We start from the raw sequence: 18,742 nt of genomic DNA, 5'->3' as shown, positions 1-18,742 counted from the left end.
CTGGAACCTTGCTTTACGGTTGAACTTGCGGCTTTGATGCCACCCATGACGACAGCAGTTTATACACATTCCGATTGCCTTGACCACGTGACCCCTGACGGCCACCCGGAACAGGTTGCCCGTTTGGAACACATTAATGCAGCGCTTGCAGGATTCCCTCAGCTTGAGCGCCGCGAAGCCCCGGACTGTCAGGACGCTGACATCCTTTTGTGCCACCCGGAAAACCACTTGCAAGCCATCATTGGTGCCGCACCCGACAGTGGTTGGCGGTCGTTGGATGCAGATACCCATATGTCGCCGGGCAGCCTAATAGCCGCGCGCCGCGCTGTTGGGGCCAATGTTGCTGCCGTGGACGCGGTCATGGCGGGTGAGATCAATAACGCCTTTGTTGCAACACGACCTCCGGGACATCACGCAGAGCAGACTACTCCGATGGGCTTCTGCCTTTTTGGTAATATCGCCATTGCTGCAAAATACGCCTTGGAACGCCACGGTCTTGAACGCGTCACGATCGTTGACTTTGACGTCCACCACGGCAACGGCACGCAGGCGCTTTTGTGGAACGAACCGCGTGTGCAGTTCATCTCCAGCCACCAAAGCCCGCTCTGGCCTGGATCAGGCCATGAAAACGAAACCGGTGGTCACAATAATATCTGTAATTACCCACTGGATCCGCACTCGACCGGCCAAGACATGCGCCGCGTCTACGAGGCAGAGATCCTACCGTCGATTGATCGCTACAAGCCGGAACTGATCCTGATTTCTGCCGGATTTGATGCGCATATGGCGGATCCATTGGCTAATCTGAACTGGCAGACCGAAGACTTCGCCTGGCTGACGCGTCAGCTTTGCGATCTGGCAGCGACCCATTGTCAGGGCCGCGTTGTCTCGACTCTGGAAGGCGGATATGATCTGACGGCTTTGGCGGCTTCCGTGGCCGCCCACGTGCAAGTTTTGATGGAGAAAAGCGCATGAGCGACGTGAAAGAAATGAGCTTTGAGGCGGCGATGGCTGAACTTGAGCAAGTCGTGAACAAGCTAGAGCGCGGCGACGTTGCGCTGGAGGATTCCATCAAGCTTTATGAACGCGGTGCCGAACTAAAGGCGCGCTGTGAGGCCAAGCTGAAAGAAGCCGAGGAAAAAGTAGCGGCGATCACGCTGGATGCCAACGGCGACCCAAATGGTCTGAAGCCGGTCGAAGGTCTGTAATCCATGTTCAAAACACGACTGATGGACTGCGCTGCGCGGGTGCAGCTGCATTTGGATTCTGTGCTGGCCCCTAAGGATGGCCAAGCAGGGGATTTGCCCGTTGTGCAAGCCATGCGCTATGCGTCTCATGGCGGCAAACGTTTGCGTGCCTTTCTTGTTTTGGAAAGCGCCCGCTTGCATGGCATCCCGACAGAACAAGCGATCTGGCCCGCCGCTGCGATTGAAGCGATGCATGCTTATTCATTGGTGCATGATGATCTTCCTTGCATGGACGACGATGACATGCGCCGCGGTCAACCAACCGTGCATGTGAAATGGGATTACCCCACCGCAGTTCTTGCAGGCGACGCCCTGCAATCTTTGGCATTCGAGTTGACCTCTCATCCACAAGTTTCAGCAAAGGCTGAAGTGCGCGCGGAACTTGCGTTGGAACTCGCCCGTGCGGCGGGCGCGCAGGGCATGGTTTTGGGTCAGGCTTTGGATATGGCTGCGGAATCCTCTGATACGCCGCTGACTCTGGAACAGATCACCGAACTGCAAGACGGCAAAACCGGTGCCTTGTTTGGCTGGTCCGCGATGGCGGGGGCTCGGATGGCAAAGGCCGATACGACACCTTGGGCGGACTACGCCAAAGGGCTCGGGTTGGCCTTCCAGATTTGGGACGACGTTTTGGACATCGAAGGCGATGCCGAAGTCGTCGGTAAGGCGGTTGGCAAAGACTCTGACGCGGGCAAGGCAACTTTTGTGTCTCTGTTGGGCATCGACACCGCAAAAGCGCGCGCGAACGAGCTGATCGACCAATCCTGCGCAGCGCTTGATCCCTTTGGGGCCGAAGCGGATATACTCAAGGACGTCGCGCGATTCGTGATTACGCGAAATAAATAAAGGGCATCCATGACGGTTCGACCCGACACACCTCTGCTGGATCGGGTGCACAAACCCGAAGATCTTAAGCAGCTTTCAGACAGCCAGCTGGCGCAGCTGGCCCATGAATTGCGGCTTGAGACGATCTCGGCAGTCTCGGAAACCGGCGGCCATCTGGGCGCTGGCTTGGGTGTGGTCGAACTGACGGTGGCGCTACATGCTGTTTTTAATACTCCACGAGATAAGGTGATCTGGGATGTAGGCCATCAGGCCTATCCCCATAAAATCCTGACCGGACGCCGCGATCGTATTCGCACTCTGCGCCAAAAAGATGGGCTGAGTGGATTTACCAAACGCGATGAATCAATCTTTGATCCCTTTGGCACGGCCCATAGTTCGACCTCGATTTCTGCGGCCTTAGGGTTTGCCGTTGCTCGCGATCTGGGCGGGCAATGCGAGGGCGGTTTGGGTGATGCGATTGCCGTGATCGGCGATGGAGCGATGAGCGCCGGCATGGCTTATGAAGCAATGAACAACGCCGGAGCCCTTAATCGCCGCCTGATCGTCATCCTGAACGACAATGACATGTCCATCGCCCCACCCGTCGGCGCGATGTCGACCTACCTATCTAGGCTCTATGCAGGCGAATCCTTCCAAGAATTACGCACCGCCGCAAAAGGGGCCTTTTCCTTACTTCCAGGCCCAATGCGTCTGGGCGCCGAACGCGCGCGCGATATACTGAAAACTATGGCCGTGGGCGGCACTCTGTTTGAACAACTGGGGTTCGACTACCTCGGCCCGATTGACGGACACGATCTGGACCAGCTGTTGCCTGTGTTGCGCACGGTTCAAGAGCGTGCCGACGGACCAGTTTTGATCCATGTGGTCACCAAAAAGGGCAAGGGGTTTGCCCCAGCTGAGAACTCCAAAGACAAATGGCACGCCACCGCTAAGTTCGATGTGATCAGCGGAGAGCGCCGAAAAGCGAAATCCAACGCGCCAACCTATACATCGGTCTTTGGCCAGACATTGGTGGAACTCGCTGGCGAAGACGATAAAATCGTCGCCATCACCGCTGCGATGCCCGATGGCACAGGGCTCGACCTGTTTGAAAAACGATACCCAAGCCGGTGTTTTGACGTGGCCATCTCAGAACAACACGGGGTGACTTTTGCCGCTGCATTGGCAGCTGGCGGGATGAAGCCATTCTGCGCCATCTACTCAACCTTCCTGCAGCGCGGGTATGATCAGATTGTGCATGATGTTGCGATTCAAGGTCTGCCCGTGCGCTTTGCAATCGACCGTGCGGGATTGGTCGGTGCAGACGGTGCCACGCATGCGGGATCCTTTGACATCGGCTTTATGACAAACCTGCCAGGAATGGTGGTCATGGCGGCCGCCGATGAGGCCGATTTGAAACACATGACAGTCACTGCGGCAGCCTATGAAGATGGCCCGATTGCCTTCCGCTATCCACGTGGCGAAGGCGTTGGCGTGGAGCTACCTGAAAAAGGCGAGGTGCTGGAGATCGGCAAGGGCCGCATGATCCAAGAGGGAAACCGCGTTGCGTTGCTGTCATTTGGGACACGTCTTGAAGAAGTGCAGAAAGCAGCCGAGGCTCTGACTGCCAAGGGGATCACGCCAACTATCGCAGACGCACGATTTGCAAAGCCATTGGATCGCGAATTGATATTGTCGCTGGCTTCCTCACACGAGGCACTCATCACCATTGAAGAGGGCGCTGTGGGTGGATTCGGCTCACATGTGGCACAAATGCTGGCTGACGAAGGCGTGTTTGACCACGGCCTGAAATTCCGCTCTATGGTGCTGCCGGATGAGTTCATTCACCAAGCAACACCTGCTGAGATGTACGATCAAGCGGGCCTGAATGCAGCGCAGATCGAGGCGAAAGTGCTCGACGTTCTAGGCATCGCTCAGATTGAAAGTCAGTCAGCATAACAACAGAGCTTAGCCCTGTTTTTCAGCCTCAAGCATCCCATGCAGCGCGGATTTGAAATCAGGGTATTTCAACGTAACCCCCAACTCATCTTTCATCCGATCATTCCGCACGCGTTTGCTGTCGGAATAAAAACTGCGCGCCATCGGACTTAGCTCAGCCTCTTCAAAAGACACCGCAGGGGGTGGCTCCATGCCCAAAAGATGCGCCGCATATTCCAACACCACTTCTGGCGGCTGCGGGTCGTTGTCGCATACGTTATACACCCTCCCCGGATTGGGCTTTGCCATCGAGGCCATCAACACTTGGGCGATGTCCTCGACGTGGATGCGGGAAAAAATCTGGTTCTTCTTGATCACCCGTTGCGCCATGCCTCGGCGCAGCTTCATGAATGGCCCGCGCCCATCGCCATAGATGCCCGCAAGTCGGAACACATGGACCGGCAGCCCATCAAGTCCTAGCCACTCTTGCTCGGCCTTCACCCGGCGCTGACCGCGCAACGTCGCTGGATCAGTCTCTGTTTCTTCATCAACCCAGCCGCCATCGTGGTCGCCATAGACACCGGTTGTCGACAAATACCCAACCCACTCCAAATTGGATGCAGCCTGAGTAATTGCCTCACCCGCTACGCGAAGAATTGGGTCGCCTTCCGCATCAGGCCCCGCGGATGTCAGCACATGCGTCGCCTCACTTAAAGCTTCGCTTAGATCACAGGGCCAAAGCAGTGGCTCAACACCAGTCGCTTCCAATTTAGAGAGTTTTTCTGGTTTACGCGTGGTGCCTATCACGCGCCACCCTTGGGCGATCAGCTCTGCTGCCAAGACCTGCGCAGAAAAGCCGTGGCCGATAGAAAGTAAGGTTTTAGTCATGGCCGACAATCTGCGCGCGCGTGGGCCGGGTTGCAAGCGCAAGGCCGCTATTCAGGGTCATTCAACACCGTCAAAGTCTTTTGGCAGGCCATACCTGCATAAAAAACCTGCAGAATATCTTTGAACACTGCAGGCGCGCCGGGCACCTCAGCAAACAAAGTCGCCATGCTGCGCAGTTTCACCGCATCAACAGGCCCCATGATCATTTCGGGACTTTTGTTCTGATGCATCATCAAGGCCATCGAAAGCTCGACCAATCGTTTACCCATTTCAGGGTGCGCCAGATAACGCGTCGCTTCATCTAGGTCTTTCAAACCGTAATCTTTCGCGCGTTTCGATCGCCCAAGTCCCCGCAGCTGCGGGAATTCCCACCACATCCAATGGCTCAACTTCATGCCGGCCCGAATTTCCGCCAAGGCTTTGGCGTGGGTCATCTCCTGCGGCATCAGAAAGCGTTCAAGATCATGGATCGTGGCCATGGGATCCTTTCAAATAGTCAGTCTCGATCAATATGCCCTAAGTCGCGGTCGGGTTCGACCACATCGCGCAGGCGCGTCTTGAGCGTTTTGGCATCAGGAAAGCCGCCATCGCGCTTTCGCTCCCAAATCAGCGCGCCATCGCAGCGAATTTCAAAGACGCCACCCAAATCATCCGGCACCAAGGTCACACCCCCTAGATCATTGCGGAAAGTCGATAGCAGTTCCTGCGCCAGCCAACCGGCGCGCAATAGCCAATTGCAACCGGTACAATAGGTGATCGTCACGTTGGGCTTGGCCATATCAGCGGTCTCCTAATGCGATCTTGGCTGCCAGACCGATAAACACCACACCGGCCACTCGGTTCATCCACAACTGCACTTTCGGAGTGCGCGCCATACGATCGGAAAGCCCGCCAGCCAGAATCGCCACACCCCCAAAAACCAGGAAGGTCACTATGATAAAAACAGTGCCTAATAAGGCAATTTGTCCAATCATTGAACCATACACTGGATCTGTAAATTGCGGGAAAAACGCCAAAAAGAAGATGGCGACCTTGGGGTTGGTTATATTCATGATCAACCCACGGCGATAAAGCGAAAATGCACTGCGTTTTGGCGCGTCTTGACTAAGCGCCTGCACCGGGGCTCGAAGGGCCTGATAGGCAAGATATAGCAAATAAGCGACGCCAGCAAATTTGATCACCGTAAAGGCCACAACGCTCGCTTTAAGCAAAGCCGCCAATCCAAGTGCGACCGCGGCAGAATGAAAAATTAGACCCGAACACAGGCCTAAAACCACCCAAAGGCCGGATTTGGCTCCGTTCAAAGCGGACTGTGTTAAAACAAAAAGATTGTCAGGACCGGGAGCCAGAGCCAACAGAAATACAGCGATAGAGAAAGTCAAAACGATATCGATGGGCAAGGCGAGACTCCGTTTTTTGCTCACCTATGAAACTCCAGTTTTCTATCCGGTACAAGGACTCGATTGCACCTGACTTGGTCGAGTTTGCCGTGCTCAACGCGCCATATCTTGTCTGATTTGAAACTGCTTTCGCAAAAGCTTCACCTTTGGGCCGCTTGATCCTTCTGGTGGTGCGTGGCACCTTGGGACATGGAGCGTATTTCAGTAAAATCTTGGGCCGATGTGGCCCCCACATTGGTTGCCGTGGCCGCAGGGCGCGCCCCGGCGGACTTGGTTATTCGCAAAGGTCAGTGGGTGAATGTCCACAGCCGAGAGGTTCTGGCCGATCACGACATTGCTATAGCAGAGGGGCGTATTGCCTTCGTTGGTCCCGATGCCAGCCATTGTATTGGCGAGGGCACTCAGATCATCGAGGCCAATGGTCGTTATATAATCCCCGGTCTTTGCGATGGTCACATGCATATCGAAAGCGGCATGCTGACCCCGGCGGAATTTGCCCGCGCAGTCATCCCGCATGGCACGACCACGATGTTCACTGACCCGCATGAGATTGCAAACGTGCTGGGGCTGGACGGCGTGCGCATGATGCATGACGAAGCCCTGATGCAGCCGGTCAATATCTTCACCCAAATGCCAAGCTGCGCGCCTTCTGCACCGGGTTTGGAAACCACCGGGTTTGAAATCACACCAGAAGATGTCACCGAAGCCATGTCCTGGCCTGGCATTATCGGTCTAGGCGAGATGATGAATTTCCCCGGCGTGATCAATGCTGATCCGAAGATGATGGCCGAAATCGCAGCCACTCAACGTGCCGGTAAAACCGTTGGCGGCCACTATGCTTCGCCTGATCTCGGACCGGCCTTTCATGCCTATGTCGCCGGTGGGCCAGCTGACGATCACGAAGGCACCTGCGAAGCTGATGCAATCGCAAGAGTGAGACAGGGCATGCGCTCGATGATGCGATTGGGATCCGCCTGGTATGATGTGGAAACACAAATCACCGCAATCACCGAAAAGGGGCTCGATCCACGCAATTTCATTCTTTGCACGGATGATTGCCACTCTGGAACTCTGGTCAACGACGGTCACATGAACCGAGTCGTGCGTCATGCCATTGATTGCGGATGTGATCCAATGGTGGCCTTGCAGATGGCAACCATAAATACCGCAACGCACTTCGGTTTAGAGCGCGAGTTGGGCTCTATTACGCCGGGAAGACGTGCGGATGTTATTTTGACGAGTGATCTGAATACTCTGCCAATCGAACATGTCATTGCACGAGGGCAAACAATTGCCAAAGACGGCGCGTGCCTTGTCGAGTGCCCACATTTCGACTGGCCAGATACAGCCCGCCAAACCGTACGCATGGGCTCAGATCGCACCGCAAATGATTTCATCGTCTCAGCACCTGAAGGGGCAAACCGCGTCACCGTGAACGTGATCGGCGTGGTCGAAAACCAAGCTCCGACCAGAGCGTTGAAAGCAGAGCTCAACGTCAAAGATGGTCGCGTCCAGATGGATGTTGAAAACGACGTTTGCCAGATTGCTTTGGTTGAGCGCCATCGAGCGCTTGGGACAACCACCAACGCCTTTGTCAGTGGCTTTGGCTATCAAGGCGATATGGCCATGGCCTCGACCGTGGCGCATGACAGTCATCACATGATTGTCGTTGGCACCTGCCGTGAGAACATGACCAAAGCTGCAAACCGCCTCAGCCAGGTAGGTGGTGGCGTGACCATCTTTAAAGACGGCCATGAGCTCGCCTTGGTTGAATTGCCCATCGCTGGTCTTATGTCCGACCAACCCGCCACCGAGGTCGCCGCCAAGACGCAAAAGATGGTCGAGGCAATGGAAGCTTGCGGTTGCACGCTGAATAACGCTTACATGCAACATTCCCTGCTGGCTCTTGTGGTGATCCCGGAACTCAGAATTTCCGACCTCGGGCTGGTAGACGTAACCAAATTTGAAATGACAGACGTAATACAGGCGCAACAATGACACCGATCCATACAACCGTGAAATCTCCTTCGGTGAAAACGCCCGAAGCCTTCACCGATCCGAAGGCCGCCGTAGATCGTCTCTGCGAGCTTTATCAAACCGCGTCCGACTATCTCTGCAAAGAATTCTCAGCCGCCATTAGTGGTGGCGCGCCCAAGCATCGCATCCGCGCGTTTTATCCGGAAATCCGCATCACGACGACAAGCTTTGCACAGATTGATAGCCGTCTGAGCTTTGGCCACGTGGCAGAACCTGGCACATATATAACCACAGTGACCCGCCCGGACCTGTTCCGTCATTACTTAGAACAGCAGATCAGCCTCCTGATTAGCAATCACGATGTCGCGGTGACCATCGGTGTGTCGGAAACTCCAATTCCGGTGCATTTTGCCGTCGCAAATGACGCCTCCATCACTGTGCCGCAAGAAGGGGCTGCAGATTTCACATTGCGTGACATCTTTGATGTGCCTGACCTGTCCACCACCAACGATGACATCGTGAATGGCGTCTTTGCCAATATCAACGACGGCCCCAAACCCCTCGCGCCGTTCACGGCACAACGGGTTGATTACTCGCTCGCGCGCCTGTCCCACTACACGGCGACCGACCCCGAGCATTTCCAGAACCACGTTCTCTTCACTAACTATCAGTTCTACGTCGCCGAATTCGAAGCATACGCACGCCAGATGCTGGCTGACCCCAAAAGCGGCTACACCAGCTTTGTCTCGACCGGGAATGTGGAAATCACCGATCCCGAAGCTTTGATTCCGCCGGTCGAGAAGCAACCGCAAATGCCGACCTACCATTTGAAACGCGCAAATGGATCAGGCATCACGCTGGTCAACATTGGGGTTGGCCCATCCAACGCTAAAACCGCCACAGACCACATCGCCGTCTTGCGTCCACATGCATGGCTCATGGTGGGACACTGCGCCGGTCTGCGCAACTCTCAAAGCCTTGGGGATTTCGTTCTGGCCCACGCCTATCTGCGCGAGGATCACGTGTTGGATGACGACCTACCAAACTGGGTTCCGATCCCGGCACTGGCCGAGGTGCAGATTGCCCTGGAAGAAGCGGTGGCTGAAGTCACAGAATTGAAAGATTACGAACTCAAGCGCGTAATGCGAACAGGAACAGTGGCCACCATCGACAACCGCAACTGGGAGCTACGAGAACACACCGGTCCTGTGCAGCGCCTCAGCCAATCCCGCGCCATTGCCTTAGATATGGAAAGCGCCACTATCGCTGCAAATGGCTATCGCTTCCGTGTTCCATACGGCACGCTGCTGTGCGTTTCGGATAAACCGCTGCATGGTGAATTGAAGCTGCCCGGTATGGCCTCAGATTTCTATAAAACACAGGTCGCACGCCACTTGATGATCGGAATTCGAGCCATGGAATGCCTGCGAGAAATGCCGCTTGAACGGCTTCATTCACGAAAACTTAGGTCTTTTGATGAGACTGCATTCCTATAAACGGCGGATATCCACAGAAAATGCATGTTTTTAGGGGTTTTCGTGCAGCAATTCGTTGTCATCCAGAAATATATTCCTTTAAATGCCCGGCATGAGGCCCTGAACCGGGCAGATAAAAGGAGATAACCAACAATGGCAAAGCCAATGACCAAGACCCAACTTGTTGCCGCTCTGGCCGAGGAAATGGGCGCCGACAAAAAATCCGCGGGTGCTGCACTGGAATCAGTTTGCGCTCTGATCACCCGTGAAGTGTCGGCTGGTGGCGCTGTCACTCTGCCAGGCGTCGGCAAAATTTATTGCCGTGAGCGTCCTGAGCGTATGGTTCGCAACCCAGCAACTGGTGAGCAAATCAAAAAAGAAGCGGACAAGGTTGTTAAAATGACAATCGCGAAAGCTCTGAAAGACAGCGTAAACGGCTAATCTGATTTTCAGATCTGTTTGAATTGTTTTGAATACGAAAGGGTCGCCAATCGGCGGCCCTTTTGCTTTGCCTAAAGTTGATCAAAGACCGCGCGAAGCCGCGTCAGCGCTTGCGCCATCTCTTCCTCATCAAAGGCGCAGAACCCCATCAACAAGCCATTGTATCCTCGATCCTCAGCGCAATAGGCTGAGAGGCTTTCAACCTCGACCTGCGCCTTTGCGGCTTGCTCTGCCACTTGGGTGTCACGCAATCCATTCTTTAGATGAAAAGCGATTTGCATGCCGGCTTGATGGTCATCAAAGGTGCCGACATCTGAAAAATCGCGGCGCAGCGCATCGGTTAAAAACTGCCTGCGTTGATCATAGGTCCGTCGTACGCGGCGCAGGTGGCGATAGAATTCACCGGTCTGCATAAACTCAGCCAGTGGGGCTTGCGGCATCAGGCTTGCACGCATGCCAAATCGGCGTTGCACATCCGCAAAACGCTGCTGCAGTTCTGGCGGGACAACCGCATAGCCAATCCGCAAGCTATTCGAAAAGATTTTTGAAAAACTGCCAACGTAGATCGTCCGTCCCTGCCCATCCAAACTGGCCAGTGCTGGTATCGGCCGGCCTGAAAAGCGAAACTCTGAATCATAATCGTCTTCGATCACCCAGCCATCGTTCTGTTGCGCCCAGCGCAGAAAGGCGTGACGACGCTGCGGGGTCATCGAGCCACCCAAAGGGAAGTGTTGTGACGGCGTGAGAACCGCGATTTTGGCCTGCAAAGGCAGTTCTGCGCCTTGCGCGCCCACAGCGAGATACTCAGGTGTTAAACCTTGCGCGGCAATGAATTCTCGCAGCGGGCGATACCCGGGATCTTCAATCGCAGCAAAATCACCCTGTCTGCAAAAGACCCGCAAGCACAGCTCCAAAGCATCGCTTGCCCCGGACGTCACAATGATCTGCGCTGGATCCACTTCCAACCCGCGCCAGTCAGCCACATGTTGTGCGATTGCGTGGCGCAAGGCCGGCAATCCAAACCGCGGTGCAGCCCCCAGCATGGCTTCAGGAACACGCCTGCATATCCGGGACACGGCCTGCCCCCAAGCACGATGCGGAAACAGGCGCATATCCGGTTCACCGGGACGAAATGGAAGCAACAAACGCGCAACCGGCTCAACAACCTCTCGCGCTCTCGACGCGCTGGGGAGGCTGACATCACCAATATTTTCAACGGCAAACCCAGCGCCTCTCCTGCCCGAGATATACCCCTCGGCCACAAGCTGATCGTAGGCTGTGACCATCGTGCTGCGCGACACGCCAAGCTGCAGTGCAAAGGCGCGCGTCGGAGGCAGTTGAGCACCGGCTGCGATTGCTCCAGACATGATCCGAGCACGCAGCTCCGCCGCAATCTGCTCGAAAATAGGTATAGGGCTTTCCCGATCTATGGGAATCGAAAGGCTAACGGGTCTCATGCGATTGGTTTGCTCTAATGGGATATATCTACAGAACAAGCATAGACCAATTTACGCAGACCGCACATCGACAAAGGTATCGTAATAAGCAGCCCCTTGAATAAGATCACACCGGCTGTCAGCCGAAATCAGAGCGTTCACTGTCAGCCCCGTTTCGCTGGTTTCGCACCACGCCCCTTTGGGAACAAAGACGACACCGGGCTGTACGGCATCTGATACCCAAAGCGACAAGGTGACTTCGCCAAGCTCATTCCAAAGCACAACCTTTTGGCCATCTGACAGCCCGCGTGCTTCTGCGTCCTTTGGATGCATTTCAAGTCGCTCGATACCGTCAGATTGGCTACACCCGCCGAAAGTGGCGTTGATGCGTTTGTCTGAGGAAGGTGTCACGAGCGTCAATGAACGGGTCTTTGGTACATCTATGTACCGCGGCAGACCTGCCTGAAAACGGCTCTCAAGGTCTTCGCTATAAAGTTCAATCTTGCCACTTGGCGTGGCGGGTGTGATCGACGCACAAATGATCTTTTCTTCGCCGATATCTCCACCGATTGGTTTTGAAGTGCCCAAGGGAAACTCACTTGGCTTCATGCCCAAACCTGTCATCGATTGATCCATCAATTCATCATCGGTGGCTTTGAACATCGGTTCCTCAAACCCAAACCGTGCCGCCAGGCGACGGAAGATCTCGGTGTTTGGCAAGCTTTCGCCAACTGGCGCAATCACAGGCGCTGCGCGCTGCACATGATTGTGCCCATAAGACCCAAAAATATCGTCATGTTCAAAATGGGTGCAGGCTGGCAGGATCACATCGCAGAGCTTCATGCTGTCCGTCATCGCCACATCACAGCCCACCACAAACACATCTGGGTGCTGCAGGGCTTTGATCATATTTGCCTGATCTGGATGCGTGGCCACGGGGTTGTGGTTGTAGACCATGACAGCACCAATCGGCACATCCGCCGTGCGATCCAAAATGACCTTGGCAGCATCCAGGATATTCACCACCCGCGCATCCGGCATTGCATCCGCGTTTTGCAGTTGATCTAGTGTTTTGTCGACCATCGCACCGGATTTAGAAACCACCCCAGCGCCCAAACGGCCATGCTGGCCCATCAAAGCATTAAGCGACATGGCCGCCCGGATCGCCGCCCCGCCAGACGCGCTGCGTTCCAAGCCAACGCCAACACAGGTTGCCATGGCTTTGGCGTCAGCAATCCAATCTGCAAGCTGATGAAACGCACCTTCTGATATCCGGCAGATCTGCACGACATCCGCAACAGAATATTGTGCCGCATGCGAAAGGTACTCGTCAGCACCATGGGTCCATTCATCAACAAACCCATCATTCAATACCCCACGTCGGTGTAATTCTGCGGCCAGTGCGAGACCCAAAACAACATCCGTACCGGGTTTGATTTGTAAAAACAGGTCCGCCTGCTGCGCTTGTTTAATCCGCTTCGGATCAATCACCACAACGCGCCCACCAGCCTTGCGGACTTCTTTCAAAACCCGCGTGAAATGCAGGTTCGCCACGGTAATATTGGACCCCCAAATCATTACCAAATCACTATGCACCGCCTGCGCAGGCGGCATTCCTGGGGTCGCACCAAAGAGGCTCGAATAGGCTGCTCCACGCACACCACCACATAGCGGTTTGCGATCTAAGAGGGTGGCACCAAGACGATAGAAGAACCGTAAGTCCATTGAGCCCTCAGCCAGTAGCCCATGTGGGCCAGCATAATTCAGCGGCATTACAGACTGCGGTCCATAGGATGAAGTCGCTTTTGAGAAACCTGCGTGAACAAGATCCAAAGCCTCTTCCCATGTCACCTGTTCGAATTGATCACCGACACGTTTCATAGGATGGGTTAAACGGTTCGGGCCATGCACGAATTCAGGATAAGAGCGCGCAACCTTGTTGCATATCACCCCAGCCGTATAAGCATTGGCGCCAGATCCACGCACCTTTGTCACGCGATTATCGATCACATCTACAGATAGGCTGCAGGTATCGGGGCAATCCAAGGGGCAAACGCTTGGAAGCACCTTTATCTCGCCTTTTGGCTGCGTATCAAAATCTTTGGCCATGGAGTGTTCCCGTCTTGCTCATTCCGAAATTGGACCAGATCCGGCATCAGAAAAACATCCAAAATTATGCAATTCAAGCATACCAATTTAATTCTTATGACACCTGTCACACGAAATATTGAAGCCACAGCAAGCTGCTTTTGCATGACTTTTTGAATAGGCCACGGCATTTTGCCCGCATGGAACTAATCTTTGCATATGCGGCTGGCCTGCTCACCCTGATAAACCCCTGCGTTTTGCCGGTCCTGCCGATTGTTCTGGCTACTGCACTGCAAGCAAGCCGTCACGGCCCGCTGGCAATTGCTGCCGGCATGAGCCTCTCTTTTGTGACACTGGGTATGTTGATCACAGCCTTTGGTCACGCGATTGGTCTGACCGTCGATACACTTGCACAGGCAGGTGCTGTCTTGATGATCGCTTTTGGCCTGATCCTGCTGGTTCCACGCTTTTCATCGGCCTTTTCGCTCGCAACCGCTGGTGTTGCGGCAAAGGCTGACCACCGCCTTGATACGGTGGACCGTTCCACCCTACGCGGCCAATTCATCGGCGGACTTTTGTTGGGTGCCGTATGGAGCCCATGCGTTGGTCCAACACTGGGCGGCGCGATTTCTTTGGCAAGCCAGGGGGAAAGCCTTGGGTTTGCGACTGCCATCATGGTGTTCTTTGCGCTTGGGGTTTCGACAATCATACTGGCACTGGGATATGGCGCACGGGGTGCATTGCAACGCAATCAAGCTTTGATGCGTAAAATTGCCAATGCCGCACAACCATTGATGGGTGCTGTGTTCCTTCTGGTCGGCCTCGCGCTTTTATTCCGGCTACATCACATCGCCGAGGCATGGTTGCTAGACCACCTGCCACATTGGCTTATCGACTTTTCTGTTGCCTTGTAACGATCCCTTTAAGGAGGTTTCTATGTTCCGACGTCAATTCCTCGCGCTCACCGGCGCAGCTGCTGCCTTACCAACCCTTGGCTTTGCAGCAACCGACTACACACCCGGTCTGGTGAAAAAACACCTCGACCAAGGCGATACGGTATTTTTGGATTTCAAAGCGGCTTGGTGCTCAACATGCCGGGCGCAAGAACGCGTAATCAATGCGCTGAAATCTGAAAATCCTGACTATGATGCCAAGATCGTATTTATCGACGTGGATTGGGATCAGTACGGGCGGTCTGATTTGGTGAAATCCCTCCGCGTTCCGCGCCGTTCCACTTTGGTCGCCTTGAAAGGTGATGCCGAAATTGGCCGGATCGTGGCAGATACCAGTTCTAGAAAGATTAAAAAGCTGATGGATGCGGCGCTCGCAGCTTAGATAGATGATCACATCCTGGTCACCCCTTTGAAATATCCGTTTGAATTTCCACGTCTGGCTCCATCTAATAGGCGTGGAAACGAATAAGGGAGACCCCGTGTGAGCACCTATCGCAAAGACCCCGACGCTGTCGCAAACCTGACGGATGAGCAATTCTGGGTGACCCAGGAAAATGGCACCGAACGCCCGGGGACCGGTAAGCTTCTGAACAACAAAGAACCCGGCATCTATGTAGATGTCGTCTCTGGTGAGCCGCTGTTTGCAAGCGCTGACAAATATGAATCAGGTTGTGGATGGCCAAGCTTCACCAAGCCCATCGACAATGTCACTGAACACCACGACGCAACCCATGGCATGGTGCGTGTTGAGGTACGCTCGCAGCATGGTGATAGCCATCTAGGTCATGTTTTTACGGATGGCCCAGTTGATCGCGGTGGACTGCGCTATTGCATCAATTCCGCCTCCTTGCGCTTTGTGCATCGCGATGACATGGAGGCCGAAGGCTACGGAGCCTACGTTGATCAAGTAGAGGATGTAACATGACAGAACGCGCAGTATTGGCAGGTGGGTGCTTTTGGGGCATGCAGGATCTGATCCGACGTCAAAAAGGCGTTGTGTCGACCCGCGTCGGTTATACCGGCGGCGATGTTCCAAATGCGACCTACAAAGATCACGGCACCCATGCTGAAGGAATTGAGATCATGTTTGATCCAGCACTCACGAGCTATCGCGAAGTGCTGGAGTTTTTCTTTCAGATCCACGACCCAACCACAGTGAACCGTCAAGGCAATGACATTGGGACAGCCTATCGCTCTGCCATTTTCTATGTGGACGAAACACAAAAAGCTGTGGCCGAAGACACAATCGCGGATGTGAATGCGTCTGGTCTTTGGCCTGGAAAGGTCGCCACAGAGCTCGCGCCGGTCAGCGATTTCTGGGAAGCTGAAGACTACCATCAGGATTATCTGGAAAAGAACCAGGGTGGCTACACTTGCCACTTCCCGCGCGCTGACTGGGTTTTGCCTAAGCGCGCAGGATAAAAGAGGGGCGCTGCCCCTCCGCCTGTGGCCTCACCCCGGGAGTATTTTACAGAGAAGTAACGGGATGAACTTGCTTAAGACAGCTGGCGCTGCGCCCAATGTGCGGCGTCGGAAACTGTTTCATCGGGATCGTTCTTAAGCTTTGCGATTTGGGGAATGAACTCGACCAAACCTGAATTCCCCATCGCATAAAGCACATTCCTGACAAACCTGTTGCGGCCAATGCGCTTGATTGGGCTGCCGGAAAATTTCATGCGAAAAGCCGCGTCATCAAGGGCAGCCAACTCTGCAAGTTTCGGCGCAGCCAGATCGTCGCGGGAATGGTAACGAATTTCGCGCGCTTCTACGGCAAACTTGTTCCATGGGCAGGCCGCCAGACAATCATCACAACCATAAATACGATTTCCCATCAGCGGGCGAAGTTCTTCATCGACCGGACCGTGGTGCTCGATCGTGAGATAGGAAATACAGCGTCGTGCATCAATTTGATTTGGTGCTGGAAACGCCTTCGTTGGGCACGCATCGATACAGGCACGGCAAGACCCACAATGATCGATTTCCGCTGGATCAGTGTCTAATTTCAGCGTCGTGAATACGGATCCGATAAAGAACCAACTGCCTAAATCTCGGCTGACAAGATTGGTGTGTTTGCCTTGCCATCCCAGCCCGGCTGCCTGCCCTAACGGCTTTTCAGGTACCGGAGCGGTATCGACAAAAACCTTTACTTCGACCTCTTCGCCAGCCTCCGCAATCAGCCAGCGCGCCAATCGCTTGAGGCGTTTTTTGACAAGGTCATGATAGTCTTTGTTCTGGGCGTAAACTGAAATCGCGCCTCGGTCCGCCATCGCATGAACCGCGCGCGGATCATGTTGCGGGGTATAGCTTTCTCCAAGCATTATCACGGATTGGGCTTCTGGCCACAGGGCGGCGGGATTTTCGCGCCAATGCACGCGATCAGCGAGCCACCCCATTTGGCCGTGATAGTCTTGGTTCAGAAAACCACGCAGTCCTTCGGGCACCTGCGGCACAGCATCGGGGCGGCAAATACGGCAAAGGTCAAATCCGATTGCCTCTGCTTCTGCCACCAGGCGTGCTTTTAGATCCACCGCTCTGATCCCTTAGAAATCAAGATCTGCGTAATGCAGCGGCGGCAAGAACCCTGGAATTTGATCCGCGAGAATCGAGCGGAACGCCGGACGCGATTTGATCTTTGCGTACCAATCTTTGACGGCTTCCGACCGGTTCCAATCGACATCGCTAATGTAATCGAGTGACGACAGATGCGCAGCGGCAGCAAAATCGGCCAGGGTCATGTTGTCCCCTGCCAACCACCGACGGTGCTCAAGCAACCACGCCATATAGTCGAGGTGATATTTGATCGCTTTCGCACCTGCTTTCAGATTGGTGCTGTCCGGATAACCCGTACCTTGCAGCTTTCGATAAACCCGCTCGTTCAGCAATTTTGCAGTGACTTCGCTGTGGAATTTATCGTCAAACCAGCCAATCAAGCGGCGCACTTCGTGGCGCGCGTCAGCCCCTTTGGGCATCAATGAAGGTTCGGGGTGCAGCTCTTCCAGATATTCACAGATCGCGGCGCTTTCGGTCAGGATTTTACCGTCGATCTTAAGAATCGGCACCTTGCCTGCCGGGTTGCGGCGCATGAAATCCGGGTCCTGTTCCCAATAGCGTTCTTCGACCAGCTCGCATTCGATCTTTTTCTCCGCCAAGCTCAGGCGCACCTTGCGGCAGAAAGGAGATAGAGGAGCGTGGAATAAACGGGCCATTTGGGAACCAAGATCAGAGAAAACCACCTCCTAATTGCCGAAATTTAGGGCGGGTTTCAACTCGCTATTCTCGTGACAGGCGAAACTTATCTATTCGAAACAGCTCGAACGCCCGTCATTTTTGATTGTGGCAGCTCCATCTAGGATCGAAGACGCTCGTCGAATTTGCGATTGCGTCGGGCGCGCGGCAGAGCGCTTTTTCGGATTTGGCAAAACCATCGCCAAGCGCGCAGCTTGACTGGCGCTTAGGTCTTCGGGACCAACGCCAAAGTAATGACGCGCAGCGGCCTCGACACCAAAGACACCTTCGTCAAATTCCGCGATGTTTAAATAGACCTCGACAATGCGGCGCTTGCTCCAGGCCAGTTCCACAAACGGCGTGATCGCGGTTTCCATGGCTTTGCGCACCCAGCTGCGCCCTTGCCAGAGATAGACGTTTTTCACCACTTGTTGGCTGATCGTCGACGCCCCGCGCCCACCGCCATCTTCGATGGCCGCCCGAATGGCGTTGACGTCAAATCCCCAATGTTCACAAAAATTCGCATCCTCAGCGGCCACCACAGAGCGGGCCATTACTGGCGAGATCTCTTCTATGGGCACCCATTGGTGATCGACATGGCCCAATCGAGATTTCTCGGAATACATGGTCCAAGTGATGGGCGGGTTGAATAGAGTGAATATCAGTATGGCGAACAAAAAGATCGAAATAGACCAAATGACCGTACGAAACAGAAGGCGACGCGCGCGCTTGATCTGACGCTTATGCCAACGCTCTTTCGGTTGCGTCTTGGTCTTCTTTTTCGATTTCGTCGCTGCTTTTGCCATCAAATTTGCTCTAACCCTGCCCAATCGGGATAGTCAAAGCGCA

The 18,742-nt window shown here is 54.5% G+C and carries 20 protein-coding genes; 11 read left to right on the top strand and 9 right to left on the bottom strand.

Annotation, left to right across the window (positions count from 1 at the left end; genetic code table 11):
* Nucleotides 1–45 precede the first annotated feature (45 nt).
* The 4 genes from JXQ85_RS02025 to dxs are packed head-to-tail and all read left to right on the top strand — an operon-like array spanning nucleotide 46 to nucleotide 4,031.
* Nucleotides 46–975 carry a histone deacetylase family protein gene (locus JXQ85_RS02025; RefSeq protein ID WP_421747183.1) on the top strand — a complete coding sequence of 310 codons (930 nt, stop codon included), beginning with the start codon at nucleotides 46–48 and terminating at the stop codon, nucleotides 973–975.
* Nucleotides 972–1,208, top strand: a complete 237-nt coding sequence (locus JXQ85_RS02020; protein WP_421747182.1) for an exodeoxyribonuclease VII small subunit — start codon at nucleotides 972–974, stop codon at nucleotides 1,206–1,208. Before JXQ85_RS02025 ends, JXQ85_RS02020 begins: the two co-directional genes overlap by 4 nt.
* A 3-nt stretch (nucleotides 1,209–1,211) precedes the next feature.
* Nucleotides 1,212–2,093, top strand: a complete 882-nt coding sequence (locus tag JXQ85_RS02015) for a polyprenyl synthetase family protein (protein WP_421747181.1) — start codon at nucleotides 1,212–1,214, stop codon at nucleotides 2,091–2,093.
* A gap of 9 nt (nucleotides 2,094–2,102) precedes the next feature.
* Nucleotides 2,103–4,031 carry a 1-deoxy-D-xylulose-5-phosphate synthase gene (gene dxs, locus JXQ85_RS02010; protein WP_421747180.1) on the top strand — a complete coding sequence of 643 codons (1,929 nt, stop codon included), beginning with the start codon at nucleotides 2,103–2,105 and terminating at the stop codon, nucleotides 4,029–4,031.
* A 9-nt stretch (nucleotides 4,032–4,040) separates the two neighbouring features.
* Here the strand turns inward: dxs and JXQ85_RS02005 are convergent, their stop codons facing one another.
* The 4 genes from JXQ85_RS02005 to JXQ85_RS01990 are packed head-to-tail and all read right to left on the bottom strand — an operon-like array spanning nucleotide 4,041 to nucleotide 6,322.
* Nucleotides 4,041–4,898, bottom strand: coding sequence for an SDR family oxidoreductase (locus JXQ85_RS02005; RefSeq protein WP_421747179.1), 858 nt, complete (start codon nucleotides 4,896–4,898; stop codon nucleotides 4,041–4,043).
* Nucleotides 4,899–4,945: 47 nt separating this feature from the next.
* A complete protein-coding gene (locus JXQ85_RS02000; protein WP_421747178.1) occupies nucleotides 4,946–5,377 on the bottom strand; it encodes a DUF1810 domain-containing protein in 432 nt (143 codons plus the stop codon).
* Nucleotides 5,378–5,394: 17 nt separating this feature from the next.
* Nucleotides 5,395–5,676 (bottom strand): SelT/SelW/SelH family protein, encoded by a 282-nt coding sequence (locus JXQ85_RS01995; protein WP_421747177.1) that lies wholly within the window; start codon nucleotides 5,674–5,676, stop codon nucleotides 5,395–5,397.
* 1 nt (nucleotide 5,677) lies between these two features.
* Nucleotides 5,678–6,322: a LysE family translocator gene (locus JXQ85_RS01990; RefSeq protein WP_421747176.1), complete on the bottom strand. Its 645-nt coding sequence runs from the start codon at nucleotides 6,320–6,322 to the stop codon at nucleotides 5,678–5,680.
* 165 nt (nucleotides 6,323–6,487) lie between these two features.
* Between JXQ85_RS01990 and ade the strand changes: the two genes are divergently transcribed.
* From ade to JXQ85_RS01975, 3 genes are all read left to right on the top strand, one after another.
* Nucleotides 6,488–8,296, top strand: coding sequence for an adenine deaminase (ade, locus tag JXQ85_RS01985; RefSeq protein ID WP_421747175.1), 1,809 nt, complete (start codon nucleotides 6,488–6,490; stop codon nucleotides 8,294–8,296).
* Nucleotides 8,293–9,771, top strand: coding sequence for an AMP nucleosidase (locus tag JXQ85_RS01980; RefSeq protein WP_421747174.1), 1,479 nt, complete (start codon nucleotides 8,293–8,295; stop codon nucleotides 9,769–9,771). The genes ade and JXQ85_RS01980 overlap by 4 nt, the downstream gene beginning before the upstream one ends.
* A 132-nt stretch (nucleotides 9,772–9,903) precedes the next feature.
* Complete coding sequence (locus JXQ85_RS01975) at nucleotides 9,904–10,191, top strand: HU family DNA-binding protein (RefSeq protein WP_421747173.1); 288 nt, start codon at nucleotides 9,904–9,906, stop codon at nucleotides 10,189–10,191.
* Nucleotides 10,192–10,262: 71 nt separating this feature from the next.
* Here JXQ85_RS01975 and JXQ85_RS01970 read toward each other — a convergent pair whose 3' ends face one another.
* Both JXQ85_RS01970 and JXQ85_RS01965 read right to left on the bottom strand, forming a co-directional pair.
* Entirely contained in the window at nucleotides 10,263–11,648 is a 1,386-nt protein-coding gene (locus tag JXQ85_RS01970) for a PLP-dependent aminotransferase family protein (protein ID WP_421747172.1), read from the bottom strand.
* A gap of 51 nt (nucleotides 11,649–11,699) precedes the next feature.
* On the bottom strand, nucleotides 11,700–13,736 hold the full coding sequence (locus tag JXQ85_RS01965) for a molybdopterin-containing oxidoreductase family protein (protein WP_421747171.1): 2,037 nt from the start codon (nucleotides 13,734–13,736) through the stop codon (nucleotides 11,700–11,702).
* A 179-nt stretch (nucleotides 13,737–13,915) separates the two neighbouring features.
* On the opposite strand from JXQ85_RS01965, the gene JXQ85_RS01960 reads away from it, so the two are divergent.
* The 4 genes from JXQ85_RS01960 to msrA all read left to right on the top strand — a co-directional run bounded on the left by JXQ85_RS01960 (nucleotide 13,916) and on the right by msrA (nucleotide 16,090).
* A complete protein-coding gene (locus tag JXQ85_RS01960) occupies nucleotides 13,916–14,629 on the top strand; it encodes a cytochrome c biogenesis CcdA family protein (RefSeq protein ID WP_421747170.1) in 714 nt (237 codons plus the stop codon).
* 22 nt (nucleotides 14,630–14,651) lie between these two features.
* Entirely contained in the window at nucleotides 14,652–15,050 is a 399-nt protein-coding gene (locus JXQ85_RS01955) for a thioredoxin family protein (RefSeq protein ID WP_421747169.1), read from the top strand.
* A 99-nt stretch (nucleotides 15,051–15,149) separates the two neighbouring features.
* Nucleotides 15,150–15,593, top strand: a complete 444-nt coding sequence (msrB, locus tag JXQ85_RS01950; RefSeq protein ID WP_421747168.1) for a peptide-methionine (R)-S-oxide reductase MsrB — start codon at nucleotides 15,150–15,152, stop codon at nucleotides 15,591–15,593.
* The gene (gene msrA, locus JXQ85_RS01945; protein WP_421747167.1) at nucleotides 15,590–16,090 is read left to right on the top strand and encodes a peptide-methionine (S)-S-oxide reductase MsrA; all 501 of its coding nucleotides are present in this window, start codon (nucleotides 15,590–15,592) and stop codon (nucleotides 16,088–16,090) included. Before msrB ends, msrA begins: the two co-directional genes overlap by 4 nt.
* Nucleotides 16,091–16,164: 74 nt before the next feature.
* Here the strand turns inward: msrA and queG are convergent, their stop codons facing one another.
* The 3 genes from queG to mtgA all read right to left on the bottom strand — a co-directional run bounded on the left by queG (nucleotide 16,165) and on the right by mtgA (nucleotide 18,699).
* Nucleotides 16,165–17,205 carry a tRNA epoxyqueuosine(34) reductase QueG gene (gene queG / locus JXQ85_RS01940; RefSeq protein WP_421747461.1) on the bottom strand — a complete coding sequence of 347 codons (1,041 nt, stop codon included), beginning with the start codon at nucleotides 17,203–17,205 and terminating at the stop codon, nucleotides 16,165–16,167.
* A 3-nt stretch (nucleotides 17,206–17,208) separates the two neighbouring features.
* Nucleotides 17,209–17,874 (bottom strand): glutathione S-transferase family protein, encoded by a 666-nt coding sequence (locus JXQ85_RS01935; RefSeq protein WP_421747166.1) that lies wholly within the window; start codon nucleotides 17,872–17,874, stop codon nucleotides 17,209–17,211.
* Between the two features lie 90 nt (nucleotides 17,875–17,964).
* A complete protein-coding gene (gene mtgA, locus JXQ85_RS01930) occupies nucleotides 17,965–18,699 on the bottom strand; it encodes a monofunctional biosynthetic peptidoglycan transglycosylase (RefSeq protein ID WP_421747165.1) in 735 nt (244 codons plus the stop codon).
* Nucleotides 18,700–18,742 lie beyond the last annotated feature (43 nt).

Origin of the sequence: Cognatishimia sp., assembly GCF_049116455.1 — a bacterium.
GTDB lineage: Bacteria > Pseudomonadota > Alphaproteobacteria > Rhodobacterales > Rhodobacteraceae > Cognatishimia.
Note: the sequence above shows the minus strand (reverse complement) of the source record. Positions and strands in the feature narration are given on the sequence as shown.

Coding starts and splice junctions, on each gene's coding strand:
- JXQ85_RS02025 (WP_421747183.1), top strand. CDS start 46: ATGACGACAGCAGTTTATACACATTCCGATTGCCTTGACCACGTGACC.
- JXQ85_RS02020 (WP_421747182.1), top strand. CDS start 972: ATGAGCGACGTGAAAGAAATGAGCTTTGAGGCGGCGATGGCTGAACTT.
- JXQ85_RS02015 (WP_421747181.1), top strand. CDS start 1,212: ATGTTCAAAACACGACTGATGGACTGCGCTGCGCGGGTGCAGCTGCAT.
- dxs (WP_421747180.1), top strand. CDS start 2,103: ATGACGGTTCGACCCGACACACCTCTGCTGGATCGGGTGCACAAACCC.
- JXQ85_RS02005 (WP_421747179.1), bottom strand. CDS start 4,898: ATGACTAAAACCTTACTTTCTATCGGCCACGGCTTTTCTGCGCAGGTC.
- JXQ85_RS02000 (WP_421747178.1), bottom strand. CDS start 5,377: ATGGCCACGATCCATGATCTTGAACGCTTTCTGATGCCGCAGGAGATG.
- JXQ85_RS01995 (WP_421747177.1), bottom strand. CDS start 5,676: ATGGCCAAGCCCAACGTGACGATCACCTATTGTACCGGTTGCAATTGG.
- ade (WP_421747175.1), top strand. CDS start 6,488: ATGGAGCGTATTTCAGTAAAATCTTGGGCCGATGTGGCCCCCACATTG.
- JXQ85_RS01980 (WP_421747174.1), top strand. CDS start 8,293: ATGACACCGATCCATACAACCGTGAAATCTCCTTCGGTGAAAACGCCC.
- JXQ85_RS01975 (WP_421747173.1), top strand. CDS start 9,904: ATGGCAAAGCCAATGACCAAGACCCAACTTGTTGCCGCTCTGGCCGAG.
- JXQ85_RS01970 (WP_421747172.1), bottom strand. CDS start 11,648: ATGAGACCCGTTAGCCTTTCGATTCCCATAGATCGGGAAAGCCCTATA.
- JXQ85_RS01965 (WP_421747171.1), bottom strand. CDS start 13,736: ATGGCCAAAGATTTTGATACGCAGCCAAAAGGCGAGATAAAGGTGCTT.
- JXQ85_RS01960 (WP_421747170.1), top strand. CDS start 13,916: ATGGAACTAATCTTTGCATATGCGGCTGGCCTGCTCACCCTGATAAAC.
- JXQ85_RS01955 (WP_421747169.1), top strand. CDS start 14,652: ATGTTCCGACGTCAATTCCTCGCGCTCACCGGCGCAGCTGCTGCCTTA.
- msrA (WP_421747167.1), top strand. CDS start 15,590: ATGACAGAACGCGCAGTATTGGCAGGTGGGTGCTTTTGGGGCATGCAG.
- JXQ85_RS01935 (WP_421747166.1), bottom strand. CDS start 17,874: ATGGCCCGTTTATTCCACGCTCCTCTATCTCCTTTCTGCCGCAAGGTG.
- mtgA (WP_421747165.1), bottom strand. CDS start 18,699: ATGGCAAAAGCAGCGACGAAATCGAAAAAGAAGACCAAGACGCAACCG.